This is a genomic window from Janthinobacterium foliorum, from assembly GCF_978021625.1.
Genome location: NZ_CDXDQE010000004.1, coordinates 84,423 through 104,910 on the forward strand (window position 1 = coordinate 84,423; position 20,488 = coordinate 104,910).

General features: G+C 66.2%; 17 protein-coding genes. 9 read left to right on the forward strand and 8 right to left on the reverse strand.

The genetic code is table 11. The annotated features are described in order from the left end of the window. Positions 1-77: 77 nt before the first annotated feature. Genes ACZ92H_RS10645 through ACZ92H_RS10655 form a run of 3 tightly spaced genes read right to left on the reverse strand, consistent with a single transcriptional unit; the run spans position 78 to position 3,393 of the window. On the reverse strand, positions 78-1,445 hold the full coding sequence (locus tag ACZ92H_RS10645) for a sigma 54-interacting transcriptional regulator (protein WP_131374923.1): 1,368 nt from the start codon (positions 1,443-1,445) through the stop codon (positions 78-80). Further along, positions 1,442-1,984: a hypothetical protein gene (locus ACZ92H_RS10650; protein WP_465049307.1), complete on the reverse strand. Its 543-nt coding sequence runs from the start codon at positions 1,982-1,984 to the stop codon at positions 1,442-1,444. The genes ACZ92H_RS10645 and ACZ92H_RS10650 overlap by 4 nt, the downstream gene beginning before the upstream one ends. After that, complete coding sequence (locus ACZ92H_RS10655; protein ID WP_465049308.1) at positions 1,981-3,393, reverse strand: HAMP domain-containing sensor histidine kinase; 1,413 nt, start codon at positions 3,391-3,393, stop codon at positions 1,981-1,983. Before ACZ92H_RS10655 ends, ACZ92H_RS10650 begins: the two co-directional genes overlap by 4 nt. Positions 3,394-3,704: 311 nt before the next feature. Between ACZ92H_RS10655 and ACZ92H_RS10660 the strand changes: the two genes are divergently transcribed. Then, entirely contained in the window at positions 3,705-6,575 is a 2,871-nt protein-coding gene (locus tag ACZ92H_RS10660; RefSeq protein ID WP_465049309.1) for an insulinase family protein, read from the forward strand. A gap of 123 nt (positions 6,576-6,698) precedes the next feature. Here ACZ92H_RS10660 and ACZ92H_RS10665 read toward each other — a convergent pair whose 3' ends face one another. Together ACZ92H_RS10665 and ACZ92H_RS10670 are read right to left on the reverse strand one after the other, a co-directional pair. Next, positions 6,699-7,103, reverse strand: a complete 405-nt coding sequence (locus ACZ92H_RS10665; protein WP_465049310.1) for a VOC family protein — start codon at positions 7,101-7,103, stop codon at positions 6,699-6,701. Positions 7,104-7,160: 57 nt separating this feature from the next. Beyond that, on the reverse strand, positions 7,161-8,051 hold the full coding sequence (locus tag ACZ92H_RS10670; RefSeq protein WP_131374915.1) for a helix-turn-helix transcriptional regulator: 891 nt from the start codon (positions 8,049-8,051) through the stop codon (positions 7,161-7,163). 139 nt (positions 8,052-8,190) lie between these two features. Between ACZ92H_RS10670 and ACZ92H_RS10675 the strand changes: the two genes are divergently transcribed. Continuing rightward, complete coding sequence (locus ACZ92H_RS10675) at positions 8,191-9,234, forward strand: class I SAM-dependent methyltransferase (RefSeq protein WP_465049311.1); 1,044 nt, start codon at positions 8,191-8,193, stop codon at positions 9,232-9,234. Between the two features lie 169 nt (positions 9,235-9,403). Beyond that, a complete protein-coding gene (locus ACZ92H_RS10680; RefSeq protein WP_465049312.1) occupies positions 9,404-10,147 on the forward strand; it encodes an SDR family oxidoreductase in 744 nt (247 codons plus the stop codon). On the opposite strand, the gene ACZ92H_RS10685 is transcribed toward ACZ92H_RS10680, so the two are convergent. Continuing rightward, positions 10,144-11,043, reverse strand: coding sequence for a LysR substrate-binding domain-containing protein (locus ACZ92H_RS10685; RefSeq protein WP_465049313.1), 900 nt, complete (start codon positions 11,041-11,043; stop codon positions 10,144-10,146). The two genes, ACZ92H_RS10680 and ACZ92H_RS10685, sit on opposite strands and share 4 nt — an antisense overlap. 112 nt (positions 11,044-11,155) lie before the next feature. Between ACZ92H_RS10685 and ACZ92H_RS10690 the strand changes: the two genes are divergently transcribed. Then, positions 11,156-12,415: an MFS transporter gene (locus tag ACZ92H_RS10690; RefSeq protein WP_465049314.1), complete on the forward strand. Its 1,260-nt coding sequence runs from the start codon at positions 11,156-11,158 to the stop codon at positions 12,413-12,415. Here ACZ92H_RS10690 and ACZ92H_RS10695 read toward each other — a convergent pair. Continuing rightward, the gene (locus ACZ92H_RS10695; protein WP_465049315.1) at positions 12,412-13,071 is read right to left on the reverse strand and encodes a helix-turn-helix transcriptional regulator; all 660 of its coding nucleotides are present in this window, start codon (positions 13,069-13,071) and stop codon (positions 12,412-12,414) included. The genes ACZ92H_RS10690 and ACZ92H_RS10695 overlap by 4 nt on opposite strands. Before the next feature lie 125 nt (positions 13,072-13,196). Here ACZ92H_RS10695 and ACZ92H_RS10700 point away from each other — a divergent pair, with 125 nt between their 5' ends. Genes ACZ92H_RS10700 through ACZ92H_RS10720 form a run of 5 tightly spaced genes read left to right on the forward strand, consistent with a single transcriptional unit; the run spans position 13,197 to position 19,953 of the window. Further along, entirely contained in the window at positions 13,197-13,679 is a 483-nt protein-coding gene (locus ACZ92H_RS10700) for a DUF2165 family protein (RefSeq protein ID WP_465049316.1), read from the forward strand. A gap of 46 nt (positions 13,680-13,725) precedes the next feature. Further along, positions 13,726-14,838 carry an efflux RND transporter periplasmic adaptor subunit gene (locus ACZ92H_RS10705; RefSeq protein WP_465049317.1) on the forward strand — a complete coding sequence of 371 codons (1,113 nt, stop codon included), beginning with the start codon at positions 13,726-13,728 and terminating at the stop codon, positions 14,836-14,838. A 15-nt stretch (positions 14,839-14,853) separates the two neighbouring features. After that, positions 14,854-17,952 carry a MexW/MexI family multidrug efflux RND transporter permease subunit gene (locus ACZ92H_RS10710; protein ID WP_465049319.1) on the forward strand — a complete coding sequence of 1,033 codons (3,099 nt, stop codon included), beginning with the start codon at positions 14,854-14,856 and terminating at the stop codon, positions 17,950-17,952. After that, a complete protein-coding gene (locus tag ACZ92H_RS10715) occupies positions 17,949-19,352 on the forward strand; it encodes an efflux transporter outer membrane subunit (protein ID WP_465049320.1) in 1,404 nt (467 codons plus the stop codon). The genes ACZ92H_RS10710 and ACZ92H_RS10715 overlap by 4 nt, the downstream gene beginning before the upstream one ends. 25 nt (positions 19,353-19,377) lie before the next feature. Beyond that, positions 19,378-19,953 (forward strand): DUF1349 domain-containing protein, encoded by a 576-nt coding sequence (locus ACZ92H_RS10720; protein ID WP_465049321.1) that lies wholly within the window; start codon positions 19,378-19,380, stop codon positions 19,951-19,953. 82 nt (positions 19,954-20,035) lie between these two features. On the opposite strand, the gene ACZ92H_RS10725 is transcribed toward ACZ92H_RS10720, so the two are convergent. Beyond that, positions 20,036-20,380, reverse strand: coding sequence for a hypothetical protein (locus ACZ92H_RS10725; RefSeq protein WP_465049322.1), 345 nt, complete (start codon positions 20,378-20,380; stop codon positions 20,036-20,038). Between the last annotated feature and the right edge of the window lie 108 nt (positions 20,381-20,488).

Genomic DNA, 20,488 nt, shown 5'->3' on the forward strand with positions numbered 1-20,488 from the left:
CCTGACAGCGACAAGGTATGGCAACAATATCAATGTTTTAAAATAAGTCGTTGATTCATAAGACTTTATTTTTGTCGCTATTCAGCGACAGGGTCGCTGTCGGCCCGGAACAGGGCCGGCGTCAGCTCGTATTTCTGCAATAGACGGTAGAACTCCGTGCGGTTGCGGTCGGCCAGGCGGGCCGCGTCGGCAACGTTGCCGTCCGTCAGGCGCAGCAATTGAATCAGGTAGTCGCGCTCGAAGCGCTGCTTGGCTTCGTTGTAGCTGAGCGCTTCCAGCGACGGCACGCGCAGCGCCCGCTGCACCAGGCTCAAGGGCACCAGCGGCGCCGTGGCCAGCGCGCACACTTGCTCGACGACATTGACCAGCTGGCGCACATTGCCGGGCCATGGCGCGGCCACCAATGCCGTGAGGGCATCGGGGGCGAAGCCGTTCAGGGGCTTCTGGTACTTGGCCGCCAGTTTCTGCAGGAAATGGTTGGCCAGCAAGGCAATGTCTTCGCGGCGCTCGGCCAGCGGCGGCAGGGTCAAGGTGACGACGTTGAGGCGGTAATACAGGTCTTCGCGGAATTGCCCTTCCGTCATGGCCACATCGAGGTCGCGGTGCGTGGCCGACAGCAGCCGCACGTCCACCGGGCGCGTCTGGTCGGCGCCGACGGGGCGCACGGCCCGTTCCTGCAGCACCCTCAGCAGTTTCACCTGCAGCGGCAGCGGCATGTCGCCGATCTCATCCAAAAACAGGGTGCCGCCATCGGCCGCCTGGAACAAGCCTTCGCGGTTGCCCACGGCGCCCGTAAATGAGCCCTTCACGTGGCCGAACAGTTCCGATTCCAGCAGCTGCTCGGGAATGGCGCCGCAGTTGACGGCGATAAACGGCGCCTTGGCGCGGCGGCTGGCGTTGTGCAGGGCGCGCGCCAGCAATTCCTTGCCCGTGCCGCTGGGGCCGCGGATCAAAATGCTGGCGTCCGAGCCGGCCACCAGCTTGGCTTCGGCCAGCAGCTCGGCCATCTGCGCGCTGCGGCTGATCAGCTCGGCGCGCCAGCTCTCGTCGCCCGCTGCGGGCGCCGGCATCACGGTGGAGAGATTGACGGCGTACGCCACCTTTTCCATGAGCGACTTGCCATCGAACGGCTTCGTCAGGTAGGCAAACGCGCCGCGCGCCGTGGCGTCGACGGCGTCGGGAATGGTGCCGTGCGCCGTCAAGAGGATCACGGGCAGGGCCGCATGCTGGCGGCGGATTTCATCGAACAGGGCCAGGCCGTCGCGGCCCGGCAATTGCACGTCCGTAATGACCAGGGCCGGCAATTCCACGGCCAGGCGCGCCAGCGCCGCTTCCGCGCTGCCCACGGCCGTGACACGGTAATTGCCCGCTTGCAAGCGGATGGTCAGCAGGCGCAGCAGGTCGGGATCGTCGTCGACCAATAAAATGTGGGCCTGTTCACTCATTTTGGCGCTCCTGCGGCGGGGCGCACGGACAGGCTGCGCTCGATGTTCTTTAGCGCTTCGAGCTTTTCATTGAGCTGGTCGATGCGCCGCTGGGCGTCGCGCAGCTGCGTGTTGAGCTTGTCGATGCTGTCTTCCTGGCGGCGCAGTTCCGCGTACTGGCTGCTGAGCAATTGCGCCAGCGGCGCCAGCAGTTGCGCCTCCTTGCCTGTTGCCGTCAGCAACGGTTCCAGCAGCGCCTGGGCGCGGGCCAGGTCGCCCGTGCCGCGCACGGCCGCCTGCAGCATGGCGCGGCGGATGGTGTTCTGCGGCGCGCTGTCGGCCTTGGCCAGGTCGAGCTGCGCCTTCACCAGTTCCGACGGCGTCATCAGGCGCAGGGCGTTCTGGTACGCCAGCAGCTCGGTCAGCTGCGGATCGGCCACCACCACCACGCGCGGCGGCGTTTGCACCAGCACGGCTGTCTGTGTCGGAGGCTTGCTGGCGCACGCGCCCAGTAGCAGCGCACTGGCGGCCATGGCGGCCACGGAAATTCTCGTCATCATAAGGGTAGTTCTATCCGAAAATGTGCGCCGGCCTGGCGCGGTAAAAGAGTGACGCTGCCATCGTGGGCGGCAATGTATTCGCGCACGATGGACAGGCCGATGCCATTGCCGTTGCGCGCGCCGGCCGCCTGGCGCACGCCCTGGTAAAACGGCTCGAAGATGCGCTCGGCGTCTTCGGGCGCCACGCCAGCGCCCTCATCGGTGCAGTCGATGCGCGCGCGGCGCCCCTCGCACGACAGGCTGAAGCGCACGGTGCCGCCTTCCGGGCTGAAGCGCACGGCGTTCGACAGGATATTTGCCAGGGCCGTGGCCAGCTTGTCGCGGTCCGCCTGCACGATCAGCGATGCGCCCTGTACCTCCACCGTCAGGCGGCGCGCCTGCCATTGCAGGCGCTGGCCCGCCACCACATCCTGCAGCAGGACCAGCAAATCCACCTTGCTGTGCGCCAGGTGTTGGGCATCAAAAGCGGCGGTATTGTAGCGCAGCAAGTCCTCGATCTGGGTTTGCAGCGAGGCCGTGTTTTGCTGCAGGATGCCGGCGATTTCGCGCTGGCCAACGCTAAGCTTGCCCGCCACCTCGTCTTCCAGCAGGGCCACGCCTTCGCGCAGGGCCGCCAGCGGGGTTTTCAGCTCATGCGAAATATGGCGCAAAAAACGTTCCTTGTCGGCATCCAGGTCGGCCAGGCGCTGGCGCAGCCAGTCCAGCTGCTGGCCCAGGCGGCGCGTGTCGGCCGGGCCGCCGACGACGATGGGCTGGTCGTAGCGTTTTTCGCCCAGGCGCTCGATGGCCGTCTTGATGCGGCGCAGCGGCCGCGACAACAAGAAGCCGAAGCAGGTGGCCAGCACGGCCGCCAGCAGCACGGCGCCGGCCACCAGCGCCCCCAGCATGCCGCGCTGGCGTTCCAGCTCCACCAATAAGTCGTCGTTGCGGCTGCCGATTTCCGTCTTGCTCTCGCGCGCCAGGGTGTCATTGATCTGCGTCATGCGGGCAAACGCGCGGTACACGACGGCATGGCCATCGCGCTTGCGGCGCTTGCCGGCCTGCAATACCTCCCATGCAGATTGCGCCTGCGCCGTCCACTCGTCGGCCAGCTGCGTAGCGAACTCGGGCGTGGCGCGGTTCAGCACTTGCAGGGCCGCCTGCGCCTCCGCGCGGGCCGCCGCATAGCGTTCGCGGAAGACGGGATCGTCCAGCACGAGAAATTGCCGCGCGCTGCGTTCCATGGCCAGGGTGCGTTCGGACAGGCGCTGCGACTGTTCCGTCAGGGTAATGGCCTGCGCCGCCGTCTCGCGTCCCAGCCGGGCCAGGTGTTCCAGGGTCAGCAGGGCTTGCACGGACGTGGCCGTCAAGATGCCTGCCGTCAGGATGAAGGCGGCGAATAACAGTTGGCGAAAGGAAAGTCTGGACAAGGTACGGCCTTCGGTTCAGTCAGCAAGGAGGAAAAGGCGCATGGTACGCTAAGCCTGCAGACGGGGTCGCCGCCTGCCTGAAAGTGGTCGATATTACAATATTCCTGTCCGCTGTTGCTTTTCCGGCCGCCAGACGGCAGCCAAGCAGCACCTGGCGGCGCAGCGACAACACTCCTAGTACAATAGGGAAAAATTTTACACAGGCACCAAAGTGGCCCCCGCCCTGGCATTTCGCCGCTTTGTCCCCAGATGTGATGCACGTCCACCGCACGCCAATTTCCGAATCACCTACCGCAGAGATCCCATACCGCATGAGCACATTTGAAAAAGTCAGCAGCAACTTCATTCCAGTCTTGCAGGCGACCATCGAGCAATACGTCGACCCGGCAACGGGCATGCGCCATATCCACATGCATACCGAGCAGGCTGAAATGGTGTTCCTGGTGGCCTTTCCCACTGTGCCGGAAGTCAGCGATGGCCGCGCGCACATCCTCGAGCATCTGGCCCTGTGCGGCTCGGCCCGCTACCCGGTGCGCGACCCCTTCTTCTCGATGCTGCGCCGCTCGACGGCTACCTTCATGAATGCGATGACCTACCCGGACCGCACCGTGTACCCGTTCGCCAGCACCGACCGCAAGGATTTCTTCAACCTGCTCGACGTGTACCTCGACGCGGCCTTCTTCCCGAATCTCGATTACCTGAACTTCCGCCAGGAAGGCTGGCGCCACGCCTTCGAAGGCGACAAGCTGGTGTACCAAGGCATCGTCTTCAATGAAATGAAGGGCGCCTTCAACAGCCCCATGCGCGCACTGGACAGCGGCATCGCCAGCACCTTGCTCAAGGGCACGACGTACGAAGTGGAATCGGGTGGCGATCCCCTGGTGATCCCGGAACTGACGCATGAAATGCTGAAGGAATTCCACGCCAGCCACTATCACCCGTCGCAAGCCGTCATCATGACTTCCGGCAACATCGAAGCGTCAGCCGTGCAGGAACAGGTGGCCGAGCGCGTGCTGTCCAAGCTCAGCGGCTTTAGCCCGCGCCGCTTGCCGCAGCTGGCGCCCACCTGGAGCGCGCCGCAGGAAAACGAAGTCAACATTCCGTCGCAGGAAGCGCGCGACGATGAATTCGGCCTGCAATTCGCCTGGCTGATGGGCGAGTCGAGCGACCCCATCGCCTACTACCATGCGCACCTGCTGTCGCATGGCCTGCTGGGCGAATCGTCGGCGCCCGTCATGCGCGCCATGGAATCGGCCGGCTATGGCCGCCCGTCGGACATGAATGGCCGCGACGCGGGCATCCGCCAGATGGTGTTCCACATCGGCATGGAAGGCCTGACGCAGGAACAGATCGCCGACGCGCACCAGCGCATCTGGACGGCCCTGGAAGAAACGGCGCAAGAGGGCATCCCCGCCGCCGTGCTGCACGCCGCCTTGCGCGACATCAAGTACAGCCAGCGCGAAATCAGCAGCGGCCGCATGCCGTATGGCCTGGGCCGCTTGCTGCACGCCTTGCCACTGGCCATGTATGGCGGCGACGTCATGGATGCCTTCGACAATGCGGACATCCTGGAAACCCTGGAACAGCAAATCGAGGACCCGGAATTCTTCAAGCAGCTGGTGCGCGACCTGATCGCCAACCCGACCCGTTTGACCACGCGCGTGGTGCCCGATGCCGCCTACTTCACGGACCGCGCCGCGCAGGAAGACGCCAAGCTGGCGGCCCTGCAGGCCAGCCTGACGGACGCCGAACGCGAGCACATCATCGCCGAGTCCGCTGCGCTGGAAGCGCACCAGCAGCTGCCGTCGAATTCGGAAGTCTTGCCGCGCATCCGCCCCGGCGACGTCAGCGCGCTGCCACGCCCGGCACTGCCGATTCCGCCCGTCATCGATGGCGCCGTGGCGTTCAGTATCGCCTCGAACGGCATCAGCTACGCCAACGTGCTGTACGACGTGTCGAGCCTGCCGGAAGCGTCGTGGCCATGGCTGCGTTTGTACACGGACCTGGCGCCGGAACTGGGCGTGGGCGACATGTCCTTCGACGACGCCAGCGCCTGGCGCCAGAGCATGGTGCCGTCGTTCCACATCGGCCTGGAAGCCATTCCCCGCCCGCAACAGGCGATGCGCGTGGAATTGTCGTTCTCGGCCAGCGGCCTGCGCGAGGAACACGCGGCCATCGCCGCCGTGCTGTCGGCCTGGATCGCCAAGCCCCGCTTCGATGAAGAAGAACGTTTGGCCTTCCTGATCGAAAGCCTGGTGCAGGACAAACTCTCCAGCCTTGCCGAGTCGGGCAACCGCTACGCCATGCTGGCCTCGACGGCGCCGCTGTCGCCCACGCGGCGCTTCGACGACATCGTCGGCGGCCCGGCCGCACTGCCGTTCTACCGCCGCTTGCAGCAGTTGAGCAAGACGTCGGCGGGCTTGCAGGAAATCGCCCGCGAACTCGACGCCCTGCACGCGCACATCATCGCCCAGCAGCCGACCGTACTGTGCGCGGGCCTGGAGCAGGATGGCATCATCCTGGCGCGCCTGCTGGCATTGCCGGCAGCCGGCACGGAGGCCGCTGCGCCGGCAGAAACACCGGCGCCAGCAGCCTTGCCGCTGGCCAATACGGCCCTGCATGCGACGAGCCAGATCAACCATTGCTTCGTCTCCTGGGCCGTGCCCGGCGTGCACAATCCGGACGCCTCGGCCCTGGCCGTGGCCGCCGAACTGATGACCAACCAGGTGCTGCATACGGCCCTGCGCGAAAAGGGCGGCGCGTATGGCGGCAGCGCCAGCTACGCGGCCGGCGCCGGCACGTTCACGCTCAGTTCCTACCGCGATCCGCGCCTGGCCGGCACCTTTGCCGACTTCGGCACGACGCTGGACCAGATCCTCGACGGCGACTTCTCGCAAGAGCAGGTGGAAGAAGCCATCATCTGCGTCATCAAGGGCCTCGACAAGCCGCATTCGCCGTACGCGGAAGCGCTGACGGCGTGGAACATGCAGCAGCGGGGCACGACGGAAGCCGTGCGCCAGCAGTTCCGCACGGGCGTGCTGACTTGCACCCTGGCGCAGATCAAGGCCGTGACGCGCACCTGGCTGAAACATGGCCAGCCGAGCCGCGCCGCGTTTGCGGGCAACACGACGCAAGACCTGGCCGGGCTGGACGTGGTCGATCTGCTGGCGCTGGCTTCCTGAGCTGGCGGAGACATCGGATTACGCGCGGCGTTGCCGCGCTGATCCGACCTACCCGATCTGTCGCGTAGGTCGGCTTAGCGGCGGCACGCCGCGTAATCCGACACCACCAGACACCACCACCTATCAGCCAGGTACGGCGCCTGGTTCCATGTACATCAGCTCCCACTGATGCCCGTCCGGGTCCTGGAAACTGTGGCCATACATGAAGCCGAAATCGATCGGCTCCTTGTACAGGCTGCCGCCCGCCTTGACGGCCTTCGCCACCAGCTCATCGACTTCGCCACGGCTCTCGGCCGACAGGCATACCAGCACTTCCGTCGCCACCGTGGTATCGCACAATTGCTTGGGCGTGAACTGCTTGAATTTGTCGTGCGTCAGCAGCATGACGAAGATGTCGTCGGCGACGATCATGCAGGTCGCCGTTTCATCCGTGAAATGGGCATTGAAACTGAAGCCCAGGGCCGTGAAGAATGCTACGGAACGGTCCAGCGACTGGACGGGCAGATTGACGAAGATTTTGCGGGCCATCATGTCTCCTTATGGGTCGTATGGGTGATTGCTGCCCGCCGATTCTACACCGCCTTTTTATGGCCCCGCACGCGCCACCGTCTTGGGCGTATAGCCAAAATAGCGCGTAAAGGCGGCGCTGAAATTGGGCGGGTGGCGGTAGCCCGTTTGCCATCCCGCCTGGGCTACCTGGCAACCATTTTCCAGCAGCAACTTTGCCCGCTGCATGCGCAGCGCCAGCAGGGTGCGCTGCGGGCTGTCGCCGTAACGGTAGCGCCAGCCCTGCTTGAACTTGAACAGGCTCAAGCCCACTTGCGCGCACAGGTAGTCGAGCGTCAGTGCTTGCGCCATCTGCTCCTGCATCAGCGCATGCGCGCGTTCCAGTTTGGCGATGTCAGCGTCGCGCCAACGTGGCAGCGGCGCGGGCGCCGGCTGCAGCCCGCGCAACTGTTCCGCCAGCAAACTGAGCACGCCGATGTGCACGGCCAGCGGGTCCGTCGCGCGCAGTAGAGCCCGCGCCTGCAGGGTGCTGGCGCGCGTGGTGGCGGCATGCGCCAGCTGGCGCGCGCCGCCGTCGGGCAGCAGGGACGACAGCCCCGGCTGCCAATAGCGCGCCAGCGCCTGCTCGTCGACCAGCACGCGCAATTGGGCCGCCCGTTGATGCGCCTCGAAGCGGCGTTCGCCGCTCGTGTGGCGAAACACCGTCACCGTCGTGTGGCCGCCCTGGAAGCGCAATTGCTCGCCATCGCGCGTGGTGTAGCCGGATGCGCCTTCCAGGCCGATGGTGATCACCATGCCGCCCGCATCGTCATGGTTCGACTGCTCGACCAGCGCATGGCGTGGCCGGTAATCGGAGTGCACGAGCAACAAGCCCTGATCGATCTGCCGCTGCTCGGCGCGGCAATCGTCCAGCCCATGGGCCAGCTGGCGCCGCGTCCAGCCCGCCGCTTCCCTGTCCTGTTCCATCATTGCTCCTCCTGGTCCTGGCGCGCCGCCGCGCATACGAATTGCGCCGCCTCGCATACAAATGCAAATGATAATTATTCTCATTGTTGCATAAAATAGCGCTCATGCACACCTCGTGCCCACACCGCCGAAAGGAAGCACCATGCCGTTCTCCATATCACACGCCTTGCAACCGTATTGGGACCTGGCCGTCGCGCCCGTCCAGGCCGATGCGCTGGCCGCCGCCCTGGAACTGGGCATTTTCGAGGTGCTGGCCACGCCGCACACGCCGGCGCAGCTGGCCGAGACCCTGACGCTGCATGCGCCGCACACGGCGCTGCTGTTGGAACTGCTGTGGAGCATGCAGGTGCTGGAACGCGACCTGGCCGAGGCGGACGCCGATGCGCAGACGCAGCGCTACCGCTGCGCGGCATCCACCTTGCAATATTTCTGCCGCGATTCGGACGCCTTTTGCGGCGATGCCTGGCTGTACCGGCTGCATGCGCTGCGCCATTTCGCCACGCAGCTGAGCAGCCTGGTGCGCGAGGGCGGCAAGGCGGCGCCGTACAGCGCGGCGAATGGCGTCAACTGGGCCGCCGCAGCGCAGCAGCAGATCGGCCAGGAACAGCGCGCCGTCACCATGCGCGCGGCCCTGTCCGTCATGCAGCGCGTGGCGCCATTCGCGGCGCGCAACACGCCCTTGCGCCTGCTGGACCTGGGAGGCGGTCCCGGCTGGGTCGCCATGGCGCTGGCACAAGCCCATGCGGGTCTGCAAGCTACCGTATTCGACTGGCCGGAAACGGTGGCCGTGGCGGCCGCGAACATCGCCCACGCGCAATTATCTGAGCGCGTGGAAACCCTGGGCGGCGACCTGGGCAGCGACGACATCGGCAGCGATTACGACCTCATCTGGTGCTCGTCCGTGCTGCACTTCGTGCCCGACATGGCGGCCGCCTTGCGCAAGATGCATGCGGCCCTGAAACCCGGTGGCGTGCTCGTCTGCGTGCAGGCGGAAATTGCGCCCATGCCCGACGAGGCATCGCGCGTGCTGCCCTACTATCTGCCGATGCGCATGCTGGGCCGCACGGTGACGCGGCAGGGGGAATTGGCGCAATTGCTGCGCGATTCGGGCTGGCGGCAGGTGCAGCACTATAGCGCCAGCGATTTTCCCATGGCACCCGTGCAGGTACTGATCGCGCACACTTAATAATTATCATTATTGCAGCAAATACGCTAAGCTATGCGTGCCGCGTGGCCGCTTCCTGACAATGCCTGACTCGCCAGCACAGCCGCACTGCGCGCGATACGCTCCATGGCGTTCGCACCCACCACCGATGTCATCCGCAGCAGCGTGCTGCCTCCATAAGGAAACCATCATGAGTCTAGCAATTGCAGGGAAAGTCGTCGTCATCACCGGTGCCAGCAGCGGCCTGGGCGAAGCCACCGCGCGTCATCTGGCGGCGCTGGGCGCCTCCGTCGTGCTCGGTGCGCGGCGCATGGATCTGCTCAACACCATCGCCGAGGAAATCACGGCGGCTGGAGGCCAGGCCGCCATCGCCCAGACCGATGTGACGCAGGCCGCCGACGTAAAAAATCTGATCGACACGGCACTGGCCGTGTTCGGCAAAGTCGATGTGCTGATCAACAATGCGGGCCTGATGGCCATCGCGCCCATCGATGCGCTGAAGGTCGATGAATGGGAACGCATGATCGACATCAACATCAAGGGCGTGCTGTACGGTATCGCGGCGGCCTTGCCGCATTTCCGCGCCCAGGGCAGCGGCCACTTCATCAACATTTCCTCGGTGGCGGGCGCGAAAGTGTTCAGCCCTGGCGGCACCGTCTACAGCGGCACCAAATTCGCCGTGCGCGCCATCTCGGAAGGCTTGCGCCATGAAGTGGGCGGCGCCATCCGCACCACCACCATCCTGCCTGGCGCCGTGGCGACGGAATTGCCAGATGGCAGCAGCCACGCGGAAAGCGCGGCCGGCTTGAAAGAGTTCTACAAGCAAGCCATTCCCGCCGATGCCGTGGCGCGCGCCGTGGCGTACGCGATCGAGCAGCCCGATGGCGTGGACATCAATGAAATCGTGCTGCGCCCGACGGTGCAAGAGTTTTAAGCCGGCGCGGCCTGCAGCGACTCGATGATCAGGGCCGCCAGCCGCTCCACTGGCGGCCGGGGCTGGGGCGCGGCGCGCAGCAATTCCAGCGATAGCGCGGGCAGGGCGGGCAAGCCCGCCTCGGCCTCGTCCAGGGCGCGCACGGACGACGGCAAGCCGTGGCCGGTGCGCACCGTCACGCCCAGCCCCGCCGCCGCCGCCGCCCACAGGCCAGCCAGGCTGGGGCTGGTAAACGCGATGCGCCAGGCGATGCCGGCGCGGTCCAGTGCCTGCGTGGCGCAGCGCTGGAACAGGCATTCGCGGTCAAACATGATCAGGGGTAAAGGTTCGCCCGCCTGCGGCTGCCACGCCACGCTGGACGCGCCGATCCAGCGCATGACGGGTTCGGCAATGCGCTGGCGCTGGTGCAGCGGATAGCCGTCGAGTCCGACGATGCCCGCGCCGCCCCACAGCAAGGCCAGGTCCAGCTGGTCCATGGACAGGCGCTCCAGCAAGGCCGTGTTGCAGGCCACGTGCGCCTCGATGCGCACTTTCGGATGGGCGCGCGCAAAGCGTCCCAGCACCTCGGGCAGCAGCGCCTCGCCAAAATCCTCCTGCAAGCCCAGCCTGATCCAGCCTTCCAGTTCCACGCCGCGCAGGGCGACAGCCGCCTCGTCGTTCAATTCCAGCAGGCGGCGCGCATAGCCGAGCAGTACCTCGCCCGCCTGCGTCAGCGCCAGGCCCCGGCCATCCTTGCGGAACAGGGGCACGCCCGCCTGCTCCTCGAGTTTTTTCAGCTGCGCGCTGACGGCCGAGGTGGAGCGGCCCACCTTGTCGGCCGCGCGCACGAAACTGCCCAGCTCGATACCTGCCACATAGCTGCGCAGGAAGGAAATGTCGAAATTGAGTGTATGCATGGCGGCGCTTGCATCGTCCTGTTTTATGGGATGGTTTGCATTAAATTATCTGATATTCAGAACGATCGTACTGCGCAACACTAGCAAGGTCAACCACTTTCCCGACCTTGCCATGTCCACCCTCTGTCCCTCCGCCATCGCGCCCCTCGCCGCACCCCGCCACGACGCCAGCCACCGCTGGAAGGTGCTGGCCGTCGGCGTGGCGGCCAACGCCACGTTTTCCGCCGCCGCCAATGGCATGCCCACCACGGCCATCTGGCTGCGCAGCGGCTATCACCTGAGCAATACGCAACTGGGGGTGGCGCTGGGCGCCATGGGCCTGGGCGTGGCCCTGTCGGAACTGCCGTGGGGCATGGCCACCGACCGCTGGGGCGACCGCCCCGTGCTGCTGACGGGCTTGCTGGGCACCATGCTGGCCTTGCTGGCCCTGCTGCTGTGGATCACGCCGCAGGATGGCGCCGTGCCGCCCCTGTGGACGCTGGCGGCGGGCCTGGCCCTGGTGGGCGTGCTGGGCGGCAGCGTGAACGGCGCCAGCGGGCGTGCCGTGATGCGCTGGTTCGGCGCCGGCGAACGGGGTTTCGCCATGAGCATCCGCCAGACGGCCGTGCCACTGGGCGGCGGGCTCGGCGCCCTCGTCCTGCCCAGCCTGGCATCGCGCTACGGCTTCATGCCCGTGTTTGGCGCCCTGGCCCTCGTATGCGCGCTGTCGGCGTTTTTTACGTGGCGCTGGATGCATGAGCCCGATTTCTCTGCCGAGGCCGCCACAGGCCCGCACAAGGCGTCCACGGGCGTGTCTGAGGTCAAGCCGCCGCCACCGTTACGCAACCGGAAAGTCTGGCGCATGGTGGCCGCCATCGGCCTGCTGTGCGTGCCGCAATTTGCCGTGCTCAGCTACGCCACCGTGTTCCTGCACGATGACGGCCACCTGGGCCTGGCCGCCATCACGGCCGTGATGGTGGCCCTGCAGGCGGGCGCCATGGCGATGCGCATCTGGAGCGGGCGCCACACGGACCGCCACGCGAACCGGCCCGCCTACCTGCGCGGCTCGGCCCTGGTGGCATTGGCATCGTTCGTGCTGCTGGGCATTGCCGCCGCTAGCGACGCGCCGGGCTGGGTCCTGATGGCCGCCGTCATCGTCGCCGGCATCGCCGTGTCCGCCTGGCATGGCGTGGCCTACACGGAACTGGCAACGGAAGCGGGCGGCGCCAACGCGGGCACGGCCCTGGGCATGGCGAACACGGCCGTGTACGTGGGGCTGTTCCTCACGCCGATCGCCATCCCGCACCTGCTGGCGGCCAGCAGCTGGCCCGTGGTCTGGTGGCTGGCGGGGCTGGTGGCACTGGCTGCCCGGCCCCTGTTTCCGACAGCTTAGGGCAAAAGAGCAATGCGGTAGATGCAGCGCATCGCGTTCGTCAATAAATGCTGTTCGCGCACGATGCTCGCGCCCGGTCCCACCACTTCCTGGAACAGCTGCAATTCGGAGCGGCAAAAGCCCTGGCAGGTGCGCGCCGCGGCGCAGATGGGGCAGTGGTCCTCGATCAGCAGCCAGTCCTCGCCGTCCGCTTCCACGCGCGCCATGTAACCCTCCTCGTCGCGCACGGCCGCCAGTTGCTGCAGCCGCGTGGGCAAGTCCGGCGCCGAGCACGCCAAGGCGTACGCGCTGCGGCTTTCCTCTTCGCGCTGGGTAATCAGTTTATCCAGGCCCGCCTCGCCGAACAGCTGGCGCACCGAGCCGATCAGCTTGATCGTCAGCTGCGCGTGCGTGTCGGGAAAGCGCGCATGGCCCGCCTCCGTCAGGACCCAGTTCTGCCGTGGCCGGCCGGCGCCCGCCTGCGCTTCCTGGCGCCCCTCGATGAGGCCCGCCGCCACCAGCTTCTGCACTTGCTGGCGCGCCGCCTCGCCCGTCATGTCCAGGGTCTTGGCCAGGGTGGCCGTGGAGACGGGTCCCTTGGTCTTGATGAAATACAGGATGCGCTCCGTCGTTTGCGGCGCCTCGTTATTATCCAAACGTTTACTTGTGTAATTCATTTCACTCAACTATCATGGGCTCAGTTAACCAACTAATTGCTTGCATAATAGGCCGGTAGCTTCCTGCTGTCGAGGAGTTTCCACGTCCGCATGCCGGCAAGACACTCTTTTGGACTGGATTTCCCATGCAGCTGCAGCATTCCATCTGGCTGTTTCACGCCATCCTCGCCACCGGCCTGGCCACCTGGCTGACTCTGGCCAGCATCAACAACCTGCACGCTTTCCACGGCGCCGTCTGGGCCGTCGGCAACACCATGCGCATGGACCCGCTGCGCCAGGACCCGACCATCCAGACGCCGCTGCTGCGCCGCGCGCTCACATCCCTGGCCTGGCACCGCGTCGCGCTGGGCGGGGTGCTGGCCTTGCAGCTGCTGGCCGCCCTCGCCGCCTGGACGGGCGTGGCGCTGTTCCTTGGCACGTCCCTGACGGCGGCGCTGCCCTGGCTGAACCTGGCCTTGTGCGCCATGGCCGCCTTCTTGCTGCTGATGCACCTGGGCGGCCTGTGGTTCGGTTACTGGATCGCGCAGGAAGGCTTGCAGACGACGCACCTGGTGCTGCTGCTGTGGACCATCGGCCTGTTCCTTCTTTTCAACGCGCAGCGGACCTGATCAGCCTCCGCTGCGCCCCTTCTTCCCCGCTGTAAAGGACTTCATCATGCATACGAAAATCGTCGGCGCCTCCGCGCTGGCCATCACCCTGGCCGTCGCGGGCGCCATGCTCTACCCGCGCGCCGACTCACAAGCCGCGGCCCATGCGACCGATGCCGCCGCCTCTGCCGCCACCAAGGTGGCGCTGGTGCCCGTCGTGCTGGGTACGCAGGAGCGCTACTTCGCCGGCGTGGGCGAACTGGAGGCGGCGCGCCAGGTGCAGGTGGCGGCCGAAACAGGCGGGCGCATCACGCAGATCCGCTTCGCATCGGGCCAGCGCGTGGCGGCCGGCGCCGTGCTGGTACAGCTGAATGACGCCCAGGAACAGGCGGTGCTGCTGCGCCAGCGCGCGCAGCTGAAAAACGCGGAAATCAGCCATGCCCGCGCGGCGCAGATGGTCAAGGAAAAAGCCGCCACGCAGGAGCAATTGGATAGCGCGCTGGCCGCGCGCGACGCGGCCCTGGGAGACGTGCGCCAGACGCAGGCCCTGATCGCGCAAAAGACCATCCGCGCCCCGTTCGCGGGCCAGCTGGGCATCCGCAAGGTGCACGCGGGCCAGTACCTGAATGCGGGCGACACGGTGGCCAGCCTGATCGACACCAGATCGCTGCTGGTGAACTTCGCCCTCGATGAACAGAGCAGCGCCAAACTGGCGCCGGGACAGGCCGTGCAAGTGCTGGTGGACGCCTATCCGCATGAAATCTTCACGGCGAAGATCAACGCCATCGACCCGCTGGTCGCCCGCTCGCGCATGGTGCAGGTGCAGGCGGCGCTGGGCTATCCCCGCAGCGCCCTGAGGCCGGGCATGTACGCGAACGTGCGCGTGGCGCGCGAAGCCGGGCAGCAGCTGACGGTGCCGGAAACGGCGGTCACCTACAGCGCGTATGGCGACACGGTGTTCATCGCGCAGCAGGAGGGAAAACAGCCGCTCACCGTCAGGCGCGTGGGCGTGAAACTGGGCGAGCGGGCAGGGGGCAGGGTGGCCATCCTCGACGGCTTGCGCGAAGGCCAGCGCGTGGTGGCCTCCGGCCAGCTGAAACTGGCCGACGGCATGCCCGTGCAAGCCGTGGCAAACACCCTGGACGAGGCGAAACGCGCCACGCCAAGAGCTGGTTCGTAAGGAAAGGCCTCCATCATGAAATTGACCGATTTATTCGTGCGCCGCCCCGTGCTGGCGCTGGTGATCAGCACATTGATTCTGATGCTGGGCGTGATCGCCATCCTGCAGCTGCCGATCCGCCAGTATCCGATGCTCGAATCGTCCACCATCACGGTGACGACCACGTATCCGGGCGCCTCGGCGGAGCTGATGCAGGGCTTTGTCACGCAGCCGATCGCGCAAGCCGTGTCGTCGGTGGAAGGCATCGATTACCTGACATCGTCGTCCGTGCAGGGCAGCAGCACGGTGACCGTGCGCATGGAACTGAACCGCGATTCCACGCAGGCGCTGACGGAAGTCATGGCCAAGGTCAACCAGGTGCGCTACAAGCTGCCCGAAGGCGCTTTTGACCCCGTCATCGAGCGCGCGGCAGGCGATTCCTCGGCCGTCGCGTATGTGGGATTTGCCAGCGAGCGCGTGTCCGCGCCCGCGCTGACGGACTACCTGGCGCGCGTGGTGCAACCCATGTTCGCCACCATCGACGGCGTGGCGAAGGTCGACGTGTATGGCGGCCAGCAGCTGGCCATGCGCTTGTGGATCGACCCGGCCAAGCTGGCGGCGCGCGGATTGACGGCGGCCGACGTGGCCGATAGCGTGCGGCGCAATAACTACCAGGCGGCGCCCGGCAAGGTGAAGGGACAATTCGTCGTCTCGAACATCAGCGTCAACACGGACCTGACCAGCGTGGCGGAGTTCCGCGACATGGTCATCACCAAAGGCGCAGATGCGAAAGACGGCGCCGCCCTCGTGCGCTTGAAGGATGTGGGCACGGTGGAACTGGGGGCAGCGGCCACGGAAACGAGCGGCATCATGGACGGCGTGCCGGCCGTGTACCTGGGCCTGTCGCCCACGCCCGGCGGCAACCCGCTGGTGATCGTCGACGGCATCAAAAAACTGCTGCCGGAAATCCAGAAAACTCTGCCGCCCGGCGTGCAAGTCGAACTGGCATTCGAGACGGCGCGCTTCATCCAGTCTTCCATCGACGAGGTGGCGCATACCCTGCTCGAAGCGCTGCTCATCGTCGTCATCGTCATCTATCTGTGCATGGGTTCCCTGCGCTCCGTGCTGATCCCCGTGGTGACGATCCCGTTGTCGATGCTGGGCGCGGCGGCGCTGATGCTGGCCTTCGGCTTCAGCATCAATCTGCTCACCTTGCTGGCGATGGTGCTGGCCGTGGGCCTGGTGGTCGATGACGCCATCGTCGTGGTGGAAAACGTGCACCGGCATATCGAGGAAGGCAAGACGCCCGTGGCGGCCGCGCTGGTGGGCGCGCGCGAAGTGGCCGGCCCCGTCATCGCCATGACCATCACCCTGGCCGCCGTGTATGCGCCCATCGGCATGATGGGGGGGCTCACCGGCGCGCTGTTCAAGGAATTCGCGCTGACCCTGGCCGGCGCCGTGGTGGTGTCGGGCGTGGTGGCCTTGACCTTGTCGCCCGTGATGAGTTCCTTGCTGCTGCAGCCGAAACAATCGGAAGGGCGCATGGCGCGCGCCGCCGAGCATTTCTTCGAGGGCCTCACCAGCCGCTATGCGCGCCTGCTGGACCGCTCCCTGCACCACCGCTGGCTCAGTGCCGGTTTCGCCGCGCTGGTGATGGTCAGCCTGCCGTTCCTGTACCTGCTGCCGCAGCGCGAACTGGCGCCGTCGGAAGACCAGGCCAGCGTCTTGACGGCGATCAAGGCGCCGCAGCATGCCAACCTCGATTACGTGGAGCGCTTCTCGTACAAGCTCGATGAGATTTATAAAAACGTGCCCGAAACGGCCTCGCGCTGGATCATCAACGGCGGCGAAGGGCCGGCATCGAGCATCGGCGGCATCAACCTCACGCCGTGGGCCGAGCGTTCACGCAACGCGGCCGTCATCCAGGCCGAGTTGCAGCATGCCGTGGGCGACGTGGAAGGCACCAGCATCTTCGCCTTCCAGCTGGCGCCCTTGCCCGGGTCGAGCGGCGGCTTGCCCGTGCAGATGGTGCTGCGCAGCGCGCAGGATTACGCCACCCTGTTCCGCACCATGGAAGACGTCAAGCAGCGGGCGCGCGCCAGCGGCCTGTTCGCCGTCGTCGACAGCGACCTCGATTACAACAACCCCGTCGTCAAGGTGCGCGTGGACCGCTCCAAGGCGAACAGCCTTGGCGTCCAGATGCAGGACATCGGCGAGTCGCTGGCCGTGCTGGTGGGAGAAAACTATCTGAACCGCTTCGGCATGGATGGCCGCGCGTATGACGTCATCGCGCAAAGCCCGCGCGAACAGAGATTGACGGCGCAAGCCCTGACGCAGCAGTACGTGCGCGCCGACGACGGCAGCCTGCTGCCCCTGTCCGCCGTCGTCTCCGTGAGCGAAGCGGTCGAGCCGAACATGCTGACGCAGTTCAACCAGCAAAATGCCGCCACCTTCCAGGGCGTGCCGGCGCCCGGCGTAACCCTGGGCGACGCCGTCGCCTTCCTCGACGGCGTGGCGAAAACCCTGCCGCCGGGCTTCAGCTACGACTGGCAATCCGATGCGCGCCAGTTCGCCACGGAAGGCAATGCCCTGCTGCTGGCCTTCCTCGCGGCCGTCATCGTGATCTACCTGGTGCTGGCGGCGCAATATGAAAGCCTGACGGACCCGCTGATCATCCTAATCACGGTGCCGCTGTCCATCTGCGGCGCCCTGATCCCGCTGGCGCTGGGCTACGCCACCGTGAATATCTACACGCAGATCGGCCTGGTGACGCTGATCGGCTTGATCAGCAAGCACGGCATCCTAATGGTGGAATTTGCCAATGAATTGCAGGTGCATGAACGGCTCGACCGCCTCAGCGCCATCCGCAAGGCGGCGCAGATCCGCCTGCGGCCGATCCTGATGACGACGGCGGCCATGGTGGTGGGCCTGGTGCCGCTGCTGTTCGCTTCCGGCGCGGGCGCCAACAGCCGCTTTGGCCTGGGCGTGGTGATCGTCTCGGGCATGGTGATCGGCACCTTTTTCACGCTGTTCGTGCTGCCCACCGTGTACACCTTTTTGGCCCGCCGCCACACGGCCGATGCTGCCACGCCGCGCGCGCGCGACTTGTCGCAGGCGCTGGAGGAATCCATATGAAAAATTACCGCTATCTTGTCGCTCTTTTCCCCGTGCTGGCCGGCTGCGCCGTCAGTCCCGCCCATGTCACGCCGGGCACGCCAGACATCGCCTTGGCCAGCCCGCAGCAAGCGCAATTCGCCCGCGTGGCCGCCCAGTCTGCGCAGGCTGACTGGTGGACGTTTTTCGACGATGCGCGCCTGTCGCAGCTGATCGCCAGCGCGCTCGAACACAATCTCGATATCGCGCAGGCGCAGGCCAGTCTGCTGGCCGCGCGCGCCATCTTCGACGAGCGCCGCCTCGATGAACTGCCGGCCGTCACGGGCCGGGCGGGCTGGCAACGCAGCGTCCAGCAAGACACGCCCAATAGCCGCGCCGCCACTGCGCAAACGCGGGTGGGATTCGACGCGCAATGGGAGATCGACCTGTTCGGCCGCCTGGCGCATCTCACGCGTGCCGCACAGGCGCGCGCCGACGCGGCGCAGGCGGATTTGCAGCAGGTGCAGCTGACGATCGCCGCCGAGGTGGCGCGCAATTACTACGAGGCGCTGGGCTACCAGCAAGACCTGGCGCTGACGCAGGCGCAGGTGCATAGCTGGCAGGGCACGGTGGCCCTGATCGACGCGCGCATCCGCGCCGGCAGCGGCTTGCCGGAAGAGCGCCATAACGCGCTGGCCAACCTGGCGCGCAGCGAGGCGGCGCTGCCACGCCTGCAGGCGGGCCTGCGCCAGGCGCAGTACCGCCTCGACGTGCTGCGCGGCCAGCGACCTGGCACGGACGCGGCGGGCGCCATCTGGCTGGCCGCCACGCCATGGCAGCAGGCGCCGCTGGCGGGCCGGCTGCCGCTGGGCGACGTGAACCGGCTGATCAAGCAACGCCCCGACGTGGTGCGCGCCGAGCGCCTGCTGGCCGCCTCCAGCGAAGACGCGGGGGCCGCCAGGGCCGACCTGTATCCGCGCCTCAGTCTCGGTGGCTTCCTGGGCTTCTTTGCGCTGCGCGGCAGCGGCGTGTTTGACGGCGGCGCGCGCGCCTTCGACGTGGCGCCATCCGTCAGTTATCCCGCCTTCCGCCTGGGCAGCGTGCGGGCGCGCTGGCGCGGCACGCAGGCCGAGGCGCAAGGCGCGCTGGCGCGCTACGAACAAGCGATGCTGGTGGCGCAGGAAGAGGTGGAAAACGCCGTCACGCAGCTGGCGGAAAACCAGGCGCGCCTGGCGTCCCTGCTGCAGTCGGCGCGCCATGGCAACGCGGCGCTCGACATCGCCAGCACGCGCTACCAGGGCGGCTCCGGCAGCTACCAGGCGGTGCTGGAAAACCAGCGCGCCTTGTTCGATATCCGGCGCGAAGCGCTGCAGGCAGAAACGGCGTCCTACATCGACGCGATCGCCCTGTACAAGGCGCTGGGATGGGGGCACACTATGTAGCATTTTTCGATCACAGGGAGAAGCGATGTTCACGCAAGGCAGCTGGCTGAATGCACCGGAAACCTGGTCCGCCGACGGCGCGCAATTGCGGGTGACGACGGATGCCAACACGGATTTCTGGCGCAAGACTTCGTATGGTTTTATCCGCGACAGCGGCCACTTTTTTGGCACGGACATCGCCGGCGATTTCACGGCGCAGCTGCACGTGGCGGCGCAGTACGCATCGCTGTATGACCAGGCCGGATTGATGGTGCGTATCGATGCGGAAAACTGGATCAAATGCGGCGTCGAATTTTCCGACGGCCAGCTGCTGCTCAGCAGCGTGCTGACGGTGGGCGCCTCCGACTGGGCCGTCAGCCTCGCGCCCGCCATGCCGGACGGCTTCTGGCTGCGCGTGACGGTGGCGCAAGGCGCCATCCGCGTGCAATATTCCACCGATGGATTGCGCTGGCCGCTGCTGCGCCTGGCGCCGTTTCCCGTCGCCCCGCGCTACCTGGCGGGACCCATGTGCTGCACGCCGGAACGCGGGGGCCTGGAGGTGGTCTTTTCGCAGTTGTCCATCGGCCCGGCGCTGCAAAAAGACTTGCACGATTTGAGCTGATTATGCAGGCCGGATCCGCGCCTGTTTTTAAGCCTGCTTTGTGCTTTTCTTTGCCTGATTTCGTGCTGATTGTCGTGCCGCTTCATTCATGCTGATTGAGCGACCGGTGCACGTCTTTCGATTCGTTGCGGCCCGGCCTGTCGTCGGCCAGTTTGCCCGCTTCGCTGTGTGGCTGCTGGGCAACTCCCTTGACGTGCTCCCGGTGCTCCGGCTGTCCCAGGGTGGGCAGGTTTTCCTGCTCCACGGCGTCGGGCGGATTCTGCGGCGTGATCACGTTATTCGCCCAGTGTCCGCTGGCGACATTGCCGCTGGCAGGCTTGCCGCCGCCCTGGTTGGCGTAGGCGTCGCCGTCCGCTTTCGCGGCATCGGTCTTGTCCATACGGCTGTTACGGCCTTGGTCCGTGGCGGTGGATGGAATATCGTTCATCGCGCTTCTCCTGGTAACGGTGGATAAAAACCCATCTTGCGCCCAAAACACCGGCGCCACAGCCGGTGCACGGATTGCCTGCCTGTAGGAACATGCCGCACACGACGG

Coding starts and splice junctions, on each gene's coding strand:
- ACZ92H_RS10700 (WP_465049316.1), top strand. CDS start 13,197: ATGCAGCTGCAGCATTCCATCTGGCTGTTTCACGCCATCCTCGCCACC.
- ACZ92H_RS10710 (WP_465049319.1), top strand. CDS start 14,854: ATGAAATTGACCGATTTATTCGTGCGCCGCCCCGTGCTGGCGCTGGTG.
- ACZ92H_RS10695 (WP_465049315.1), bottom strand. CDS start 13,071: ATGAATTACACAAGTAAACGTTTGGATAATAACGAGGCGCCGCAAACG.
- ACZ92H_RS10680 (WP_465049312.1), top strand. CDS start 9,404: ATGAGTCTAGCAATTGCAGGGAAAGTCGTCGTCATCACCGGTGCCAGC.
- ACZ92H_RS10660 (WP_465049309.1), top strand. CDS start 3,705: ATGAGCACATTTGAAAAAGTCAGCAGCAACTTCATTCCAGTCTTGCAG.
- ACZ92H_RS10650 (WP_465049307.1), bottom strand. CDS start 1,984: ATGATGACGAGAATTTCCGTGGCCGCCATGGCCGCCAGTGCGCTGCTA.
- ACZ92H_RS10725 (WP_465049322.1), bottom strand. CDS start 20,380: ATGAACGATATTCCATCCACCGCCACGGACCAAGGCCGTAACAGCCGT.
- ACZ92H_RS10685 (WP_465049313.1), bottom strand. CDS start 11,043: ATGCATACACTCAATTTCGACATTTCCTTCCTGCGCAGCTATGTGGCA.
- ACZ92H_RS10690 (WP_465049314.1), top strand. CDS start 11,156: ATGTCCACCCTCTGTCCCTCCGCCATCGCGCCCCTCGCCGCACCCCGC.
- ACZ92H_RS10670 (WP_131374915.1), bottom strand. CDS start 8,051: ATGATGGAACAGGACAGGGAAGCGGCGGGCTGGACGCGGCGCCAGCTG.
- ACZ92H_RS10645 (WP_131374923.1), bottom strand. CDS start 1,445: ATGAGTGAACAGGCCCACATTTTATTGGTCGACGACGATCCCGACCTG.
- ACZ92H_RS10720 (WP_465049321.1), top strand. CDS start 19,378: ATGTTCACGCAAGGCAGCTGGCTGAATGCACCGGAAACCTGGTCCGCC.
- ACZ92H_RS10675 (WP_465049311.1), top strand. CDS start 8,191: ATGCCGTTCTCCATATCACACGCCTTGCAACCGTATTGGGACCTGGCC.
- ACZ92H_RS10715 (WP_465049320.1), top strand. CDS start 17,949: ATGAAAAATTACCGCTATCTTGTCGCTCTTTTCCCCGTGCTGGCCGGC.
- ACZ92H_RS10665 (WP_465049310.1), bottom strand. CDS start 7,103: ATGGCCCGCAAAATCTTCGTCAATCTGCCCGTCCAGTCGCTGGACCGT.
- ACZ92H_RS10705 (WP_465049317.1), top strand. CDS start 13,726: ATGCATACGAAAATCGTCGGCGCCTCCGCGCTGGCCATCACCCTGGCC.